This is a genomic window from Azospira sp. I09 (assembly GCF_009177135.1).
Classification (GTDB): Bacteria; Pseudomonadota; Gammaproteobacteria; order Burkholderiales; family Rhodocyclaceae; genus Azospira; species Azospira oryzae.
The window spans coordinates 1,817,477-1,833,428 of the sequence record NZ_AP021844.1 but is presented as its reverse complement, the minus strand read 5'-3'; the positions used below and the strand labels follow the sequence as shown (position 1 = coordinate 1,833,428).

The following is a 15,952-nucleotide window of genomic DNA, read 5'->3' as shown; positions in this document are numbered from 1 at the left end:
CATGGCCCGCCATACCAAGATCGTCGCCACCCTCGGCCCCGCTTCCACCGATCCCGTCACCCTGGAGCGCCTGATCCGCGCCGGTGTGGACGTGGTGCGCATGAACTTCTCCCACGGCACCGCCGAGGACCACATGGCCCGGGCCCGCACCGTGCGCGAGATTTCCGCCAAGGTGGGGCGGCCGGTGGGCATCCTGGGGGACCTGCAGGGGCCGAAGATCCGCGTCGGCAAATTCGAGAACGGCAAGATCCAGCTGGAGAAGGGCGACAAGTTCATCCTCGACGCCAACTGTGCCCTGGGCAACCAGGAGCGGGTCGGCCTGGACTACAAGGATCTGCCCCGGGACGTGGAGCCCGGTGCCGTGCTGCTGCTGGACGACGGCCGCATCGTGCTCGACGTGGAGCGGGTGATCGGCGCCGAAATCCACACCGTGGTGCGCCACGCCGGCGAGCTGTCCAACAACAAGGGCATCAACCGCCAGGGCGGCGGCCTTTCCGCTCCGGCCCTGACCGCCAAGGACATGGACGACATCAAGACGGCGGCCCAGATCGGCGTCGATTACATCGCCGTCTCCTTCCCCAAGAGCGCCGCCGACATGTACATGGCGCGCCAGCTGATGCGGGCCGCCGGCAGCCACGCCCTGACCATCGCCAAGATCGAGCGCACCGAGGCCGTGGCGGCCCTGGATGAAATCCTGGACGCCTCCGACGGCGTCATGGTGGCCCGGGGCGACCTGGCCGTGGAAGTGGGGGACGCCGCCGTGCCGGCCCTGCAGAAGAAGATGATTCGCCACGCCCGGGAGAAGAACAAGCTGGCCATCACCGCCACCCAGATGATGGAATCCATGATCCAGTCGCCGGTGCCGACCCGGGCCGAAGTGTCCGACGTGGCCAATGCGGTGCTGGACGGCACCGACGCGGTGATGCTTTCCGCCGAGACCGCCAGCGGCCGCTATCCGGTGGAAACCGTGGAATCCATGGCCCGGGTCTGCATCGAGGCCGAGCGCTCCGCCGAAGTGACCCTGGACCGGGAATTCCTCGACCGGGTGTTCACCCGCATCGACCAGTCCGTGGCCATGGCCGCCATCTGGACCGCCCACCACCTCAAGGTGAAGGCCATCGCCGCCCTCTCGCAATCCGGTTCCACCGCCCTGTGGATGAGCCGCCTCAACTGCGGCGTGCCGGTCTATGCCCTGACGCCGGATGCGGAGGCCCAGACCAAGATGTCCCTCTACCGGGAAGTGACGCCCCTGCTTATGAGCCAGCAGCATTCGGATCGGGACGTGCTGCTCTACGAAGCCGAGCAGTTGCTGATGCAGAACGGCGCCGTGGCCAAGGGCGACCTCATCGTGCTGACCATCGGCGAGCCCATCGGCACCCCGGGGGGTACCAACACCCTGAAGATCGTCCGCGTCGGCGAGCACCAGATGCCGCCCCTGCGGACCTGATAGCGCCCTCGCGGGCCTCGGGCCTCGGGCCTGATTCCGCCGCCTCTGTTAAAATTCCCTTCGCCCCGGTCCGCCGGGGCGAATCGTCTCCGGGTGCCCGCAAGGGAGAATCGGGAACGCGGTGCGGCAGGCCTTGGGGCCGCCCATTCCGCGACGTGCCCAACGCTGTGAGGGGGACTGGGCCGGCAGATGCCACTGATCCGCGGATCGGGAAGGCGCCGGCGCAGAGTGATCCCGAGTCAGAAGACCGGCCAGGAGACCCTTTCCGGCACGCACGGCCAGGCGCGCCGCCACCGATCTTCAGAAGGGGACTCCATGAAGACCGACCAGTACGATTGCAGCGTTAACAAAGTCATCTCCCTCGCCGGCTACCAGAACGAACACGAGTTCTCCGACGCCGCCCGGGACGCCATCTACCACGCCATCTTCTCCCGCCGCGACGTGCGCGGCCAGTTCCTGCCCGACCCGGTGCCCCAGGAGGTGCTGGCCCGGGTCCTCACCGCCGCCCACTTCGCCCCTTCCGTCGGCTACATGCAGCCCTGGAGTTTCCTCCTGGTGCGGGAGGCGGAGACCAAGGCCCGCATCCACGCCGCCTTCCAGCAGGCCAACCAGGAGGCGGCGGAGAAATTCGAAGGCGAGCGCCAGGCCATCTACAAGGAACTGAAGCTGGAGGGCATCCGGGAAGCGCCCCTCAACCTGCTCATCACCTGCGACCGGGACCGGGCCGGCCCGGTGGTCATCGGCCGTACCCACATCAAGGCCATGGACCTCTATTCCAGCGTCTGCGCCGTGCAGAACCTGTGGCTGGCGGCCCGCAGCGAAGGCCTGGGAGTGGGCTGGGTCTCCATCTTCCACCAGCAGGCCCTGCGCGACATCCTGGGCCTGCCGCCGCGCATCATCCCGGTGGCCTACCTGTGTCTGGGCTACGTCAGCCACTTCAAGGAAAAGCCGGAGCTGGAAAGCGCCGGCTGGCGCCAGCGCCTGCCCCTGGCCGACCTGGTGTACGACGGCCAGTGGGAAAAGCCGGTGGAGGAGGAGCTGCGCCAGGTCCTCAGCGAGCACCAGGCCAGGGCCCAGGAAAAACGCCGCTTCTAGGCATGCCTGCCTGAAGAGGGCCGTGGTTGGGACGTCTCCGGCGCCCTGGTTGCGGCCTTTGTCTTTCTTTTGCTGCCCGGCGGTCGCAGTACTCGCCCGGGGGGCAAAGCCACGATAAAATCACGGTCTTTCCCGAGCGCCACGACAGCGGGCGCCGATCACGCCAGAACAAACCGCATTGCCCATTGGAGGAACACCATGCCCATCGTATCCATGCGCCAGCTCCTGGACCACGCCGCCGAGAACGGCTACGGTCTGCCCGCCTTCAACGTGAACAACATGGAACAGGTCTGGGCCATCATGGAGGCCGCCAATGAGCTGAACGCCCCGGTGATCATGCAGGCCTCCGCCGGTGCCCGCAAATACGCCGGCGAAGCCTTCCTGCGCCACCAGATCCTCGCCGCCCTGGAAGCCTATCCCCACATCCCCGTGGTGATGCACCAGGACCACGGCCAGTCCCCCGCCGTCTGTATGGCCGCCATCAAGTCCGGCTTCTCCTCCGTGATGATGGACGGCTCCCTGCAGGAAGACGGCAAGAGCGTCGCCTCCTACGACTACAACGTGGCCGTAACCCAGGAAGTGGTGAAGTTCTCCCACGCCATCGGCGTCTCCGTCGAGGCCGAACTGGGCGTGCTCGGTTCCCTGGAAACCATGAAGGCCGACAAGGAAGACGGCCACGGCGCCGAAGGCCACATGACCCGGGAAGACCTGCTCACCGATCCGGACCAGGCCGCCGACTTCGTCGCCCGCACCAACTGCGACGCCCTGGCCATCGCCATCGGCACCAGCCACGGCGCCTACAAGTTCACCAAGAAGCCCACCGGCGACATCCTGGCCATCGACCGCATCAAGGAAATCCACGCCCGCATCCCCAACACCCACCTGGTGATGCACGGCTCCTCCTCCGTGCCCCAGGAACTGCTGGCCGAGATCCGGGAATTCGGCGGCGACATGAAGGAAACCTACGGCGTGCCCGTGGAAGAGATCGTGAACGGCATCAAGCACGGCGTGCGCAAGGTGAACATCGACACCGACATCCGCCTGGCCATGACCGGCGCCGTGCGTCGCTACCTGTTCGAGAACCCCTCCAAGTTCGATCCCCGCGACTTCCTCAAGCCCGCCCGGGAAGCCGCCAAGAAAATCTGCGTCGCCCGCTACCAGGCCTTCGGCTGCGAAGGCCGGGCCGGCCAGATCAAGCCCATCTCCCTGGAGAAGATGGCCGAGCGCTACAAGAAGGGCGAGCTGAACCAGATCGTCAAGTAAGCAGGTTCGCCTTCCCAACCGCTGCCAGGCGCCGGATACTTCTCCGGCGCCCTTTTCTTTTTATCCGCCATGACCCTGCCCCTCGCCGAACACCCGCTGCGCCAGCGCCTCAATGACGAGGTCCATGCCCGCCCGCCCATGGCCCTGGAAGGGCCGGAGTGGATCAGCTACCTGGCGGTGCTGCACGAAGGCACCGAGGCAGCGGCCGAAGAAGCCCATCTGCAGCGCCTCTGCGCCGCCCTGGGGGCCAATCTCTGCCCCGTCATCCAGGGCGACCACTGGGTCATGGACGCGGGCCGCCTGCGCCTCAAGTGGGAGCGGCACAACGAATTTTCCGGCTACACCTTCTTCCTCGCCCGGGAACCCGGCGACGCCCCCGACACCACCGCCATTTCCGCCCTGCCGGCGGACTGGCTGGCGGGCCTGCCCGGCTCGGTGATGGTGGCCACCCATGTGGAATTCCGCTCCGCCGCCGACCTGGACCCGGAAGAACTGCTGGCCGACCTGCACCGCTCCGGCGACTCCTGGGTCGCCACCACGGTGGCTGACGGTGCCGCCTGGGTCGCCTCCGATTTCCAGCTGCACGACGGCTGGAGCCGTTTCCTGGTGCTGGACGAGCGCCTGCGCCACCGCCAGGCCGGGCGCACGGTGCAGCGCCTGCTGGAGATCGAGACCTACCGCATGATGGCCCTGCTGGCCTTCCCGGTGGCCAAGGAGGTGAGCCGCCTGCTGGCCCGGGCCGAGGGCGAGGTGGCCGACCTCATGGACCGCATGGGCGAGGCCCGCGGCCCCGAGGACGAGCGCCTGCTGCTGGCCCGCCTGACCCGGCTGGCGGCGGAGATCGAACGCTCGGTGACCCGCACCGCTTTCCGCTTCGGCGCCGCCGAGGCCTACTATGCCCTGGTGCAGCAGCGGGTGCGGGAACTGCGGGAACACCGCCTCAACGGCTTTCCTCCCATTTCCGAATTCATGGACCGGCGCCTGGCCCCGGCCATCAACACCTGCCTTTCCGTGGCCCGGCGCCAGACCGACCTGTCCACCCGCATCGCGCGCAAGAGCGCCCTGCTGCGCACCCGGGTCGATATCGAACTGGAGCGCCAGAACCAGCAGCTGCTGGGGCAGATGAACCGCCGCGCCAAGCTGCAGCTGCGCCTGCAGGAAACGGTGGAAGGCCTGTCCGTGGTGGCCATCACCTACTACGCCTCCCAGCTGGTCAGTTATCTGGCCAAGGGCCTGTCCAAGACCGTGCTGCCCCACCTGTCGCCGGAAATCGCCTCCGCCGTCTCCATCCCCCTCATCGCCGCCGTCGTCGCCGTCAGCATCCGCCGCATGCGCCGCGCCCTGGCCGCCGAGGAGCTGGAGCAGGGCGAAGGCCACTGATCCTTTATAATCCGTTTTTTCCCCTCTTTTTCGGGACCCTGCCGTGACCGCTCCCCTTTTTGAATCCACCATCACCAGCCTGCCCCTCGTCGCCCGGGGCAAGGTGCGCGACATCTATTCCGTCGATGCCGACCACCTGCTGATCGTCACCACCGACCGGCTCTCCGCCTTCGACGTGATCCTGCCGGACCCCATCCCCGACAAGGGCAAGGTGCTGACCCAGGTGGCCAATTTCTGGTTCGAGAAGCTGGGCCACATCCTGCCCAGCCAGCTCTCCGGCATCGCCCCCGAATCCGTGGTCAAGCCCGAAGAACGGTCCCAGGTGGAAGGCCGCGCCCTGGTGGTGAAGCGCTTGAAGCCCCTGCCCATCGAGGCCGTGGTGCGCGGTTACCTGATCGGTTCCGGCTGGAAGGACTACCAGGCCACCGGCGCCGTCTGTGGCATCCAGCTGCCCGCCGGCCTGCAGATGGCGGCCAAGCTGCCCGAGCCCATCTTCACCCCGGCCACCAAGGCCGATGTGGGCGACCACGACATCAACATCTCCTACGAGGAATCCAAGGTGCGCTGTACCGAGCACCTGGCCGCCGACCTGGCGGGCACCGGCAAGACCGGCGCCCAGCTGGCCGAGGAAGCGAAGAACGCCGCCATCGCCCTGTACTCCGAGGCTTCCGCCTATGCCCGCACCCGGGGCATCATCATCGCCGACACCAAGTTCGAGTTCGGCATCGACAAAGCCGGCACCCTGCACCTCATCGACGAGGCCCTGACCCCCGATTCCTCCCGCTTCTGGCCCGCCGACGGCTACGCCGAAGGCATCAGCCCCCCCAGCTTCGACAAGCAGTTCGTCCGCGACCACCTGGAAACCCTGACCTGGTGGGACAAGAAGGCTCCCGGTCCGCAGCTGCCGGCCGAGGTCATCGAAAAGACCGCCGCCAAGTATCGCGAAGCCTACGAGCGCCTTACCGGCCAGACCATGGCCTGATCGGGCCGGACTGCCGCGGGCCGCACCGCTTGTACCGGTCGGCCTGGGCTTCCCCCAAAAGGGGCGGGAGATTCTCCCGCCCCTTTTGTTTTTGCCGGCCGGAAACCCGGACGGGCAGTTGCGGTCCAACCCATGTCCCCGCTCCAACCCTGAGAAGGAGATCATCATGGACATCCTGCACTCCCCCGTTCATCACGACCTGCCCCGGGTGCGCCACGTGGCCTGGTCCCGTCCCTTCCTCTGGCTGGCCGGCGGCCTGCGAGACCTTTCCCGGCGGCCCAGCCTGAGTCTTTCCCTGGGCGCCCTGTTCGCCATCGGCGGCCTGTGCATCTTCGCCCTGGCCCAGGGCCGGCCCGAACTGCTGCTGGCGGCCGTCTCCGGCTTCCTCCTGGTAGGGCCCCTGTTGGCCGTGGGCTTCTACGAGATCAGCCGCCGCATCGCCGGCGGCGACCGGCTCGATGCCGCCGCCGTGGCCCATTCCCTGGCCGCCCGCTGGCGCCCTCTGGCCCTCTACGGCCTCTTCCTGGCCGCCATCTACTTCATCTGGGCCCAGCTGACCACGGCCCTGGTGGCCTATCTGCTGGGCAGCGAGTGGATCTGGGGCTTCGAGGAACTGGCCCGGGAAATCTTCCTCTCCGGCCGCCACCCCAACCTGGCCGCCATCTGGACCCTCAGCGGCGCCACCCTGGCCGCGGTGACCTTCCTGCTCTCGGTGGTGACGGCGCCCCTGCTGCTGGACCGGGAGGTGGAGGTGCACCACGCCATGGCCACCAGCATCAACGTGGTGGCGACCAATCTGCCGGCCATGCTGCTGTGGTCCTTCCTTATCGTCAGCCTGACCCTGTTCGGCTTCGTCACCCTGATGGCCGGTCTGGTGCTGATCATGCCACTGCTGGGCCACGCCACCTGGCATGCCTACGCGGACCTTGTAGAATAGGCGCCAGACCCCATCTGCAAGAACAGACGTCCAGTTTCAGCGCCAGCCCACGGGCGGCCCAGGCCGCCCGTTTTTGTTGCCCCTACCGATAACATCTCCAGAGAACAGCCCATGAGCGCCAATCCCCTTCTTGCCACCGTCGGCCAGCCCCGTGCCGTGCTGCCGCCCTTCGACCGCATCGAGCCGGCCCACGTGCGGCCCGCCATCGAGCAGCTGCTGGCCGACAGCCGGGCCCTGGTGGCGCGCCTCACCGCCGCCGCCGTGCCGGCCACCTGGGACGATTTCGCGGCGCCCCTCAACGACGGCATCGAGCACCTCTCCTGGGCCTGGGGCATCGTCGGCCACCTGCACGGCGTCAATGACGTGCCCGAATGGCGCGAGGCCTACAACGACCTGCTGCCGGAGGTGACCCGCTTCTTCAGCGAACTGGGCCAGAACCTGGCCCTTTTCGAGAAGTACAAGGCCCTGGCCGCCTCCCCCGAATTCGCCGGCCTTTCCCCGGCCCGCAAGAGAATCCTGCACAACGAGATCCGCGACTTCCGCCTTTCCGGCGCCGAACTGCCGGAAGCGCAGAAGCCCCGCTTCCAGGCCATCCAGGAAGAACTGGCCAGCCTCTCCGCCAAGTTCTCGGAAAACCTGCTGGACGCCACCAACGCCTTCGCCGAATTCGTGACCGACGAGGCCGAACTGGCGGGCCTGCCGGAAGACGTGCAGGCTGCCGCCCGGGCCGCCGCCGAGAAGGAAGGCAAGGCTGGCTGGAAATTCACCCTGCACGCCCCCTCCTACATGCCGGTGATGCAGTACGCCGAGAGCCGCCGCCTGCGCCAGGTCATGTACCGGGCCTACGCCACCCGGGCCGCCGAGTTCACCGACGGCAGCAGCAAGGCCGAGTGGGACAACACCCCCCTGATCCGTCGCATCCTGGAACTGCGGGCCGAAGAGGCGAAGATGCTGGGCTTCGACACCTTCGCCCAGGTTTCCCTGGTGCCCAAGATGGCCGACAGTCCGGAACAGGTGCTGGCCTTCCTCAACGACCTGGCAGTGAAGGCCAAGCCTTTCGCCGAGAAGGACCTGGCCGAGCTGAAGGCCTTCGCCAAGGCCGAACTGGGCATGGACGAACTGGAACCCTGGGACATCGGCTGGGCTTCGGAAAAGCTCAAGCAGGCCCGCTACTCCTTCTCCGACGAGGAGGTGAAGCAGTATTTCCCCGAACCCAAGGTGCTGGGCGGCCTGTTCAAGGTCATCGAGTCCCTCTTCAACGTCAAGCTGAAGCCCGACGCGGCCCCCGTGTGGCATCCGGATGTGTGTTTCTTCCGCATCGAGACCGCCGCCGGCGAGCTGGTGGGCCAGTTCTACCTGGACCTCTACGCCCGGGAAACCAAAAAGGGCGGCGCCTGGATGGACGAAGCCATCACCCGCCGCGCCACCGCTGCCGGCATCCAGACCCCGGTGGCCTACCTCAACTGCAACTTCCCCGCTCCGGTGGGCAACAAGCCCGCCACCTTCAGCCACGACGACGTCATCACCCTGTTCCACGAGACCGGCCACGGCCTGCACCACCTGCTGACCCGGGTGGAGGAGCTGGGCGTCTCCGGCATCCACGGCGTCGAGTGGGATGCGGTGGAACTGCCCTCCCAGTTCATGGAGAACTACTGCTGGGAGTGGGAAGTGCTGCAGGGCATGACCGGCCACGTGGATTCCGGCGAGCCGTTGCCCCGGGCCCTCTACGACAAGATGCTGGCGGCCAAGAACTTCCACAGCGGCCTCATGACCGTGCGCCAGCTGGAATTCTCCCTCTTCGACCTGCGCATCCACCACGGCTTCGACCCCAAGGGCGAGCAGACCGTGCTGGACGTGCTGAACGAGGTGCGCCGGGAAGTGGCGGTGCTGATTCCCCCTGCCTGGCACCGCTTCCCCAACAGCTTCGGCCACATCTTCGCCGGAGGCTACGCGGCGGGCTACTTCAGCTACAAGTGGGCCGAGGTGCTGTCGGCCGATGCCTACGCCGCCTTCGAGGAGGCCGGCAATCCCTTCGACGGGGCCACCGGCAAGCGCTTCCTGGACGAGATTTTGTCCGTCGGCGGTTCCCGTCCGGCGATCGACTCCTTCAAGGCCTTCCGCGGCCGGGAACCCAGCGTGGATGCCCTGTTGCGGCACAATGGTATGATCCCCGCGTAATCCGGCCCAACACCGCTGTCGGGAGATTTTTGCCATGAAACTGCTGCTGTCCCTGCTCGTCGGCTGCCTGGCCTGGGGTGCCGCCCAGGCCCAGACCACCTACCGCTGGATCGACCCCCAGACCGGCCAGACGGTCTTTTCCGACAAGCCGCCCCCCGCCGGGGTCAAGCAGGTGAGCAAGAAGCAGCTGGGCGCTGCCGCCGAAGGGGAAGAGGGCAGCCTGCCCTACGCCACCCGCCGCGCCGTGGAGAATTTCCCGGTGGTGCTGTACACCAGCAGCGACTGCGTCGAGACCTGCCGCCTCGGGCGGGACCTGCTCAACGCCCGGGGCGTTCCCTTCCGCGAGAAGATGATCGCTACCCCGGAGGATTACGAAGAACTCAAGCGCGTGGCCGGCAGCGAGCCGGTCGTGCCCATTCTCATGGTCGGCAAGCAGACCACCCGGGGCGTGGACAGCGCCGCCTGGAACAATCTGCTGGACCTGGCCGGCTACCCCAAGACGGCCCCCTACGGTTTCAAGCCCCGGGGCGCCCTGGAGAAATAGTTGTCGATGAAGTTTGCCACCTGGAACGTCAATTCCCTCAAGGTCCGCCTGCCCCATCTGCTGGAGTGGCTGGCCAAGGAGGCCCCCGATGTGGTCTGCCTGCAGGAAACCAAGCTGGAGGACCACAACTTCCCCCAGGCCGAGATCGAGGCCGCCGGCTACCAGGTCGCCTTTTCCGGCCAGAAGACCTACAACGGCGTCGCCCTGCTCTCGCGCCAGCCCCTGGCCGAGGTGCAGCGGGGCAATCCCCATTACGACGATCCCCAGAAGCGCCTCATCGCCGCCACGGTGGCCGGCGTGCGGGTGATCTGCGCCTATTTCCCCAACGGCCAGGAAGTGGGCAGCGACAAGTACGCCTACAAGCTGGAATGGCTGGCAGCCCTGGAAAAGTGGCTGGCCGAGGAACTGTCCGCCCATCCCAAGCTAGTGCTGGCCGGCGACTTCAATATCGCCCCGGCCGATGCGGACGTGCACGACCCCCAGGCCTGGGCAGGCAAGATCCTCTGTTCCGAACCGGAGCGGGCCGCCTGGCAGCGCCTGCTGGGCCTGGGCCTGAGCGACAGCTTCCGCCTCTTCGAGCAGCCGCCGGCCACCTTCTCCTGGTGGGATTACCGCATGGGCGGCTTCCGCCGCAACCTGGGCCTGCGTATCGACCACCTGCTGCTCTCCGCCCCCCTGGCGGCGGCCTGCAGCGCCGGGCGCATCGACAAGGAGCCCCGCACCTGGGAACGCCCGTCGGACCACGCCCCGGCCATCGCCGAAATCGGCCCCGTCGCCTGAAGCCCCAACCGGACCGCGCCCGACCATGGAACTGACCTCCGCCGGCCTGCTTGCCCTCTATCCCTCCCTGGCGGCCCTGCCGGCAGACCAGCTGGCCGCCCTGTGCCGGCCCGAGGCCCTGCTGCGGCTTCCCGCCGGCACCCAGCTGTTCGCCGAGCGCCAGCCCTGCCAGGGCTTCCCCCTGCTGCTGGAAGGCAGCATCAAGGTGGTGAAGACCGCCGCCAGCGGCCGGGAAATGCTGCTCTACCGGGTGGAGCCGGGAGAATCCTGCATCATCACCTCCAGCTGTCTCCTGGGCCATGCGCCCTATACCGCCCGGGGCGAGGCGGAAACGCCCATCACCCTGCTGATCCTGCCCAGCCCGGTGTTCGACCGGCTGGTGGCGGAGCAGGCCCGCTTCCGCGATTTCGTCTTCCACCTCTTTTCCGAGCGTCTGGCCGAACTGATGCAGCTGGTGGAGGAGGTGGCCTTCCACCGTCTCGACCAGCGCCTGGCCAAGCTGCTGCTGGCCAAGAACGGTGACACCCTGCATGCCACCCACCAGCAGCTGGCGGAAGAGCTGGGCAGCGTGCGGGAAATCGTCAGCCGGCTGCTGAAGGGCTTTGCCGCCCAGGGGCTGGTGGCCCTGGGGCGGGAACAGATCGGCATCCTGGACCGCAACGGCCTCAAGAGCCTGGCCGAGGCCGCCCGCTGAAGGCCGGCGGCCGCCTGGGCCGGTCGTGGCCTGGGCGCCTCCGGGCATCGCTCGTGGGTGTGTGACCCAGGTTACATACGCTTGCCCGGGACCCCGCTATGCTGGGAGGGTCAAAACTCACTGGAGGCAGCAAACATGAAAGCAAACGTTGGCGGTATCGACAAAATCCTGCGCATCGTCGTCGGCCTGGCCCTGATCGCCTGGGCCATCCTGGGCGGCCCGGTGTGGGCCTGGATCGGCGTGGTGCCCCTGGCCACCGGTTTCATGGGCTGGTGCCCGGCCTACACCCTGCTGGGCATCAAGACCTGCCCGATGAAGAAGGACTGAGGGAGCTTTTTCCCGCGGGAGTGGCCGAGGCGGAAGTTTTCTGCACCGGTTCTCTCCCGTTTTCCCCGACAGGGCGCCGCTGGCGCCCTGTTTGTTTTTGTGGCGGCAGAAAATGGGGAAGGCGGGAGCAGGCGCCTAGAGCAGGCGCAGGGCCGAGTCGAAATCCAGATGGGGCGGCGCCACCTCGGCCCGGGGGATGGCGGCAGGGAAGGTGAGGCGCAGGGGGCGGCCGGGGCGGGCGATTTCCGTCAGGGCCACGGGGGCGGCATTGGCCGCCTGGGGCGCCGTCATCAGGTTCATGGGGTCGAGCCAGAGCACCGTGGGGCGGATGGGCAGGCTCTCCTCGGCCGCCGCCAGATGGGCCTGCAACTGTTCCAGGGTGGCCTCCAGCCAGCCGCTGCCGCTATGGGCGGCGGCCAGGGCGGCTTCGTTGTCGGCCAGCTGTTGGCGCAGCTGGGCCACGTCCTGGTGGTGGGCGCCTTCTGCTTCCAGGCCGTTGAGGCCGGCCCGGCTCTGGGCCATGAGTGCCAGGCGGTGCCGCAGCAGGCCGTGCTCCGCCTCCAGGGCCCGGCCCCGGGCCTTGCTGGCGGTGATTTCGGCCAGGGCGTCCAGCACCAGGGCTTCCAGCACCATCTCCTGGGTGCGCTGCTGCAGGGCCTGGGGGCTGGCGGAAAAGCCCACCAGGCGGAAGTCCCCGAAGCTGATGCTGTGCCGCTCCACGTCCCGGCGCAGCAGCTCCCCTTCCAGGGCGGTGCCCAGGGTGGTGTGCTGTTGCGGCGTGGCAGCGACGATGCAGTAGATGGTGTCGCCGCAGCCGTCGCCGCCGCTGTCGAGGAATTCCCGCAGGTCCGGGCTGGCATTCACGGTGGCGGTGATGTCCTCGGGGCGGGCGAAGAGGGCCCGCAGCACCGGGCTGGCGGCCCAGCGGGAGGCTTGCAGGGGAATGCAGTCGGCCTGGCGGGCGGCGATGCTGCGGGCGTAGTCGAGGGCGTGGGCGACGGCCGGGGCAAGGCGCTCCCGGGCGCCGTGCATGGCCTGCAGGCGCGGATCGACGCCGGCCATGACCTGGTGGATGGCCTGTTGCAGGCCGTCGTCCGCCAGGTCGCTGTGGCGGGGGCCGAGCAGCCAGTCGAAAAAGCCCATGGCGTGCGCGTGAGCGGGATGCCGGCGGGCGCGGCCGCTCAGGCGGCGGGCCGGCCCACCATGTCCAGGGCCACGGCTTCGGCCACCTTGATGCCGTCCACCCCGGCGGAGAGGATGCCTCCGGCGTAGCCGGCGCCTTCGCCGGCCGGGTACAGGCCCCGGGTGTTGAGGCTCTGCAGGTCGTCGCCGCGCTTGATGCGGATGGGGGAGGAGGTGCGGGTCTCGACCCCGGTCATGACCGCGTCGGCCATGGCGAAGCCGCGGATCTGCCTGTCGAAGGCCGGCAGGGCTTCGCGCAGGGCCTGCACCACGTAGGAGGGCAGGCACTGGGAGAGATCGGTCCAGTGCACTCCCGGCGTGTAGGAGGGCTCGACCCCGCCCGGGGCGGTGGAGGGGCGCCCGGCGAGGAAGTCACCGACCCGCTGGGCGGGGGCGGCGTAGGTGCCGCCGCCGGCTTCGAAGGCCTTCGATTCCCAGTGGCGCTGGAAGTCGATGCCGGCCAGGGGATGGCCCGGGTAGTCCGTCTCCGGCGCGATGCCGACCACGATGCCGCTGTTGGCGTTGCGCTCGTTGCGCGAATACTGGCTCATGCCGTTGGTCACCACCCGGCCCGGCTCCGAGGTGGCGGCCACCACGGTGCCGCCGGGGCACATGCAGAAACTGTAGGCGGAACGGCCGTTGCTGCAGTGGTGCACCAGCTTGTAGTCGGCGGCGCCGAGCAGGGGGTGGCCGGCGAAGGGGCCGAAGCGGGCCTTGTCGATGAGGGCCTGGGGATGCTCGATGCGCACGCCGATGGAGAAGGGCTTGGCCTCGATGTAGACGCCCTTGGCGTAGAGCATGTGGAAGGTGTCCCGGGCGCTGTGGCCCACGGCCAGCACCACATGGTCGCTGGGGATGCGCTCGCCGTCGGCCAGCACCACGCCGCGCACCTGGCCGTTGCCGGCGGCATCCCGCTCGATCTCGATTTCCTCGACCCGGCAGCCGAAGCGCACTTCGCCGCCCAGTTCGGTGATGTTTGCCCGCATCTTCTCCACCATGCCCACCAGGCGGAAGGTGCCGATGTGGGGCTTGCTGATGTAGAGGATTTCCTCCGGCGCCCCGGCCTTGACGAACTCTTCCAGCACCTTGCGCCCGTGGTGCTGGGGGTCCTTGATCTGGCTGTAGAGCTTGCCGTCGGAGAAGGTGCCGGCGCCGCCCTCGCCGAACTGCACGTTGGAATCCGGGTTCAGCTCGCCCTTGCGCCACAGGCCCCAGGTGTCCTTGGTGCGTTCCCGCACCGCCTTGCCCCGCTCCAGGATGATGGGCTTGAAGCCCATCTGGGCCAGCAGCAGGCCGGCGAAGAGGCCGCAGGGGCCGGTGCCGATGACCACGGGCCGCGTCGCCAGCTGGGCCGGGGCCCGGGCAACGAAGCGGTAGGTGGTGTCGGGGGAGGGCATGACGTGCTTGTCGCCGGCCAGGCGCTTGAGCACGGCGGCCTCGTCGCGCACTTCGGCGTCGATGGCGTAGATGAAGACGATGGCGGACTTCTTGCGCGCATCGAAGCTGCGGCGATAGACCGAATAGCCCAGCAGGTCCCCGTCGGCGATGCCCAGGCGCTGGCAGACGGCGCTGCGCAGGTCCGCTTCGGGGTGGTCCAGGGGGAGCTTGATTTCGGTCAGTCGTAGCATGGGATGAATCCGTAACACCGGGGGGGAGCCAAGGCCGCCATTTTACCCGCTTGGCCGGCGGCCCGCCGCGGCGGCAATGGCGTGGCGCCAGTAGTCGTCAGGGGGATGGGCTGGGAGGCAGAAAGGACGGGCCTGCCGGCGATGCCATGCCCGGCAGCCGCATCCCGCCTGCCTCTCCGGGGTGCCTAGTTTTCGGGCTTGACCAGGCTGTTGGCCAGGGCGATGTAGTCGGCCACCGGCACGTCTTCGGCCCGGGCCGTGGGCTTGATGCCGTGGGCTTCGAGCCAGGCTTCGCCGCCCAGTTCCTTGAGGGTGTTGCGCAGCATCTTGCGCCGCTGGGAGAAGGCGGCCTGCACCACCTTTTCCAGCAGGGCCGGGTCCTTCGCCGTGAGTTCCTCCTGGGGCCGGGGAATCAGGCGCACCACGGCCGAATCCACCTTGGGCGCCGGGTCGAAGGATTCGGGCGGCACATCCAGCAGCCAGTCCATGTAGAAGCGGTACTGCAGCATCACCGAGAGGCGGCTGTATTCGCTCTCGCCGGGCAGGGCCACCATGCGCTCCACCACTTCCTTCTGCAGCATGAAGTGCATGTCCCGCACCATGGGGGCGAAGCTGGCCAGGTGGAAGAGCAGGGGGGTGGAGATGTTGTAGGGCAGGTTGCCGACGATCTGCAGGTTGGGGCCCAGCTGGCCGAAGTCGAACTCCAGGGCGTCGCCCTCGTGGATGGTCAGCTTGTCCTTGGGGTACTGCTTTTTCAGGCGGGCGATCAGGTCCCGGTCGATTTCCACCACGTGCAGGTGGTCCACCCGGGCCATCAGGGGCACGGTGAGGGCGCCCAGGCCGGGGCCGATTTCCACCACCTGGCCGTCCCGGGGCGGATTCACGGCGCCCACGATGTCGGCGACGATTTGCGGGTCCTGCAAAAAGTTCTGGCCGAAGCGCTTGCGGGCGATGTGTTTCATGGGGACTCGATGATTAAAGGGTGGGGAGCTGGGGTCGGTGCCGCCGGACTGCCGCGCCGGCGGGCGGGCGACAGGCGAAGGGGGCGTATTTTACCCGCAGCTTCAGTCCGTTACCTTTATTTTTGCCGCCAGGGTCTGCAACTGCTCCAGGCCCGGCTCCTTGCGCGGCCACACCAGGCCGACGCCGTCGCCGGCGTGGCGGGGCAGCACGTGCAGGTGCAGGTGGGGCACGGTCTGCCAGCCCTGGGGCCGGTTGGCCTGGAGGATGGTGATGCCTTCGGGGCCGAAGGCGTCCTGCACCGCCAGGGCGATCTTGCGGGCGGCGCGCATGAGGGCGGCGGCGGTTTCCTCGTCGGCGTCGAGCAGGGTCTCGAAGGGCTTCTTGCTCACCACCAGGACGTGGCCCGGATTGACCTGGCCTGCATCCATGAAGGCGAAGACGTGGCCGTCCTCGTACACCTTGGCGCAGGGCAGTTCGCCGTTGATGATGCGGCTGAAAACGGTCTGGTTCATGGCTTCTCCTCGTGGCTGTGGCGGGCAGTATAGGCCAGGG

At 68.1% G+C, this 15,952-nt stretch carries 15 protein-coding genes and 1 riboswitch; of the genes, 11 read left to right on the top strand and 4 right to left on the bottom strand.

What is annotated here, in order from left to right; translation table 11 throughout:
• Position 1 precedes the first annotated feature (1 nt).
• The 11 genes from pyk (at position 2) to AZSP09_RS08450 (ending at position 11,627) form a co-directional block, all read left to right on the top strand.
• Positions 2-1,447 (top strand): pyruvate kinase, encoded by a 1,446-nt coding sequence (pyk, locus tag AZSP09_RS08500; RefSeq protein ID WP_152089763.1) that lies wholly within the window; start codon positions 2-4, stop codon positions 1,445-1,447.
• A 74-nt stretch (positions 1,448-1,521) separates the two neighbouring features.
• Positions 1,522-1,717: riboswitch (cobalamin riboswitch) on the top strand.
• Positions 1,718-1,762: 45 nt separating this feature from the next.
• The gene (gene bluB, locus AZSP09_RS08495) at positions 1,763-2,542 is read left to right on the top strand and encodes a 5,6-dimethylbenzimidazole synthase (protein ID WP_152089762.1); all 780 of its coding nucleotides are present in this window, start codon (positions 1,763-1,765) and stop codon (positions 2,540-2,542) included.
• A gap of 198 nt (positions 2,543-2,740) precedes the next feature.
• Positions 2,741-3,805, top strand: a complete 1,065-nt coding sequence (gene fba, locus AZSP09_RS08490; RefSeq protein ID WP_130459100.1) for a class II fructose-bisphosphate aldolase — start codon at positions 2,741-2,743, stop codon at positions 3,803-3,805.
• 69 nt (positions 3,806-3,874) lie between these two features.
• On the top strand, positions 3,875-5,185 hold the full coding sequence (locus tag AZSP09_RS08485; protein WP_014235176.1) for a DUF3422 family protein: 1,311 nt from the start codon (positions 3,875-3,877) through the stop codon (positions 5,183-5,185).
• Between the two features lie 43 nt (positions 5,186-5,228).
• Entirely contained in the window at positions 5,229-6,167 is a 939-nt protein-coding gene (locus tag AZSP09_RS08480; protein WP_152089761.1) for a phosphoribosylaminoimidazolesuccinocarboxamide synthase, read from the top strand.
• 166 nt (positions 6,168-6,333) lie between these two features.
• The gene (locus AZSP09_RS08475; protein WP_152089760.1) at positions 6,334-7,104 is read left to right on the top strand and encodes a DUF2189 domain-containing protein; all 771 of its coding nucleotides are present in this window, start codon (positions 6,334-6,336) and stop codon (positions 7,102-7,104) included.
• A gap of 111 nt (positions 7,105-7,215) precedes the next feature.
• Positions 7,216-9,282, top strand: a complete 2,067-nt coding sequence (locus tag AZSP09_RS08470) for a M3 family metallopeptidase (protein ID WP_152089759.1) — start codon at positions 7,216-7,218, stop codon at positions 9,280-9,282.
• A gap of 34 nt (positions 9,283-9,316) precedes the next feature.
• The gene (locus tag AZSP09_RS08465) at positions 9,317-9,826 is read left to right on the top strand and encodes a glutaredoxin family protein (RefSeq protein ID WP_014235172.1); all 510 of its coding nucleotides are present in this window, start codon (positions 9,317-9,319) and stop codon (positions 9,824-9,826) included.
• A 6-nt stretch (positions 9,827-9,832) separates the two neighbouring features.
• Positions 9,833-10,606: an exodeoxyribonuclease III gene (xth, locus tag AZSP09_RS08460; RefSeq protein WP_152089758.1), complete on the top strand. Its 774-nt coding sequence runs from the start codon at positions 9,833-9,835 to the stop codon at positions 10,604-10,606.
• Between the two features lie 25 nt (positions 10,607-10,631).
• Positions 10,632-11,300, top strand: a complete 669-nt coding sequence (locus AZSP09_RS08455; protein ID WP_152089757.1) for a Crp/Fnr family transcriptional regulator — start codon at positions 10,632-10,634, stop codon at positions 11,298-11,300.
• A gap of 135 nt (positions 11,301-11,435) precedes the next feature.
• Positions 11,436-11,627 carry a YgaP family membrane protein gene (locus AZSP09_RS08450; protein ID WP_014235169.1) on the top strand — a complete coding sequence of 64 codons (192 nt, stop codon included), beginning with the start codon at positions 11,436-11,438 and terminating at the stop codon, positions 11,625-11,627.
• Between the two features lie 135 nt (positions 11,628-11,762).
• Here AZSP09_RS08450 and AZSP09_RS08445 read toward each other — a convergent pair whose 3' ends face one another.
• The 4 genes from AZSP09_RS08445 to AZSP09_RS08430 all read right to left on the bottom strand — a co-directional run bounded on the left by AZSP09_RS08445 (position 11,763) and on the right by AZSP09_RS08430 (position 15,912).
• A complete protein-coding gene (locus tag AZSP09_RS08445) occupies positions 11,763-12,770 on the bottom strand; it encodes a hypothetical protein (RefSeq protein ID WP_152089756.1) in 1,008 nt (335 codons plus the stop codon).
• A 38-nt stretch (positions 12,771-12,808) separates the two neighbouring features.
• Positions 12,809-14,437, bottom strand: coding sequence for an NAD(P)/FAD-dependent oxidoreductase (locus tag AZSP09_RS08440; RefSeq protein WP_152089755.1), 1,629 nt, complete (start codon positions 14,435-14,437; stop codon positions 12,809-12,811).
• Between the two features lie 185 nt (positions 14,438-14,622).
• The gene (gene rsmA, locus AZSP09_RS08435; RefSeq protein WP_014235166.1) at positions 14,623-15,399 is read right to left on the bottom strand and encodes a 16S rRNA (adenine(1518)-N(6)/adenine(1519)-N(6))-dimethyltransferase RsmA; all 777 of its coding nucleotides are present in this window, start codon (positions 15,397-15,399) and stop codon (positions 14,623-14,625) included.
• A 102-nt stretch (positions 15,400-15,501) separates the two neighbouring features.
• Complete coding sequence (locus AZSP09_RS08430) at positions 15,502-15,912, bottom strand: HIT family protein (RefSeq protein ID WP_014235165.1); 411 nt, start codon at positions 15,910-15,912, stop codon at positions 15,502-15,504.
• Between the last annotated feature and the right edge of the window lie 40 nt (positions 15,913-15,952).

What these genes read in the sequence shown, in the direction of transcription:
- AZSP09_RS08475 (WP_152089760.1), top strand. Translation starts at nt 6,334, where the DNA reads ATGGACATCCTGCACTCCCCCGTTCATCACGACCTGCCCCGGGTGCGC.
- AZSP09_RS08465 (WP_014235172.1), top strand. Translation starts at nt 9,317, where the DNA reads ATGAAACTGCTGCTGTCCCTGCTCGTCGGCTGCCTGGCCTGGGGTGCC.
- AZSP09_RS08485 (WP_014235176.1), top strand. Translation starts at nt 3,875, where the DNA reads ATGACCCTGCCCCTCGCCGAACACCCGCTGCGCCAGCGCCTCAATGAC.
- AZSP09_RS08450 (WP_014235169.1), top strand. Translation starts at nt 11,436, where the DNA reads ATGAAAGCAAACGTTGGCGGTATCGACAAAATCCTGCGCATCGTCGTC.
- AZSP09_RS08440 (WP_152089755.1), bottom strand. Translation starts at nt 14,437, where the DNA reads ATGCTACGACTGACCGAAATCAAGCTCCCCCTGGACCACCCCGAAGCG.
- AZSP09_RS08430 (WP_014235165.1), bottom strand. Translation starts at nt 15,912, where the DNA reads ATGAACCAGACCGTTTTCAGCCGCATCATCAACGGCGAACTGCCCTGC.
- bluB (WP_152089762.1), top strand. Translation starts at nt 1,763, where the DNA reads ATGAAGACCGACCAGTACGATTGCAGCGTTAACAAAGTCATCTCCCTC.
- fba (WP_130459100.1), top strand. Translation starts at nt 2,741, where the DNA reads ATGCCCATCGTATCCATGCGCCAGCTCCTGGACCACGCCGCCGAGAAC.
- AZSP09_RS08445 (WP_152089756.1), bottom strand. Translation starts at nt 12,770, where the DNA reads ATGGGCTTTTTCGACTGGCTGCTCGGCCCCCGCCACAGCGACCTGGCG.
- AZSP09_RS08455 (WP_152089757.1), top strand. Translation starts at nt 10,632, where the DNA reads ATGGAACTGACCTCCGCCGGCCTGCTTGCCCTCTATCCCTCCCTGGCG.
- xth (WP_152089758.1), top strand. Translation starts at nt 9,833, where the DNA reads ATGAAGTTTGCCACCTGGAACGTCAATTCCCTCAAGGTCCGCCTGCCC.
- pyk (WP_152089763.1), top strand. Translation starts at nt 2, where the DNA reads ATGGCCCGCCATACCAAGATCGTCGCCACCCTCGGCCCCGCTTCCACC.
- AZSP09_RS08470 (WP_152089759.1), top strand. Translation starts at nt 7,216, where the DNA reads ATGAGCGCCAATCCCCTTCTTGCCACCGTCGGCCAGCCCCGTGCCGTG.
- rsmA (WP_014235166.1), bottom strand. Translation starts at nt 15,399, where the DNA reads ATGAAACACATCGCCCGCAAGCGCTTCGGCCAGAACTTTTTGCAGGAC.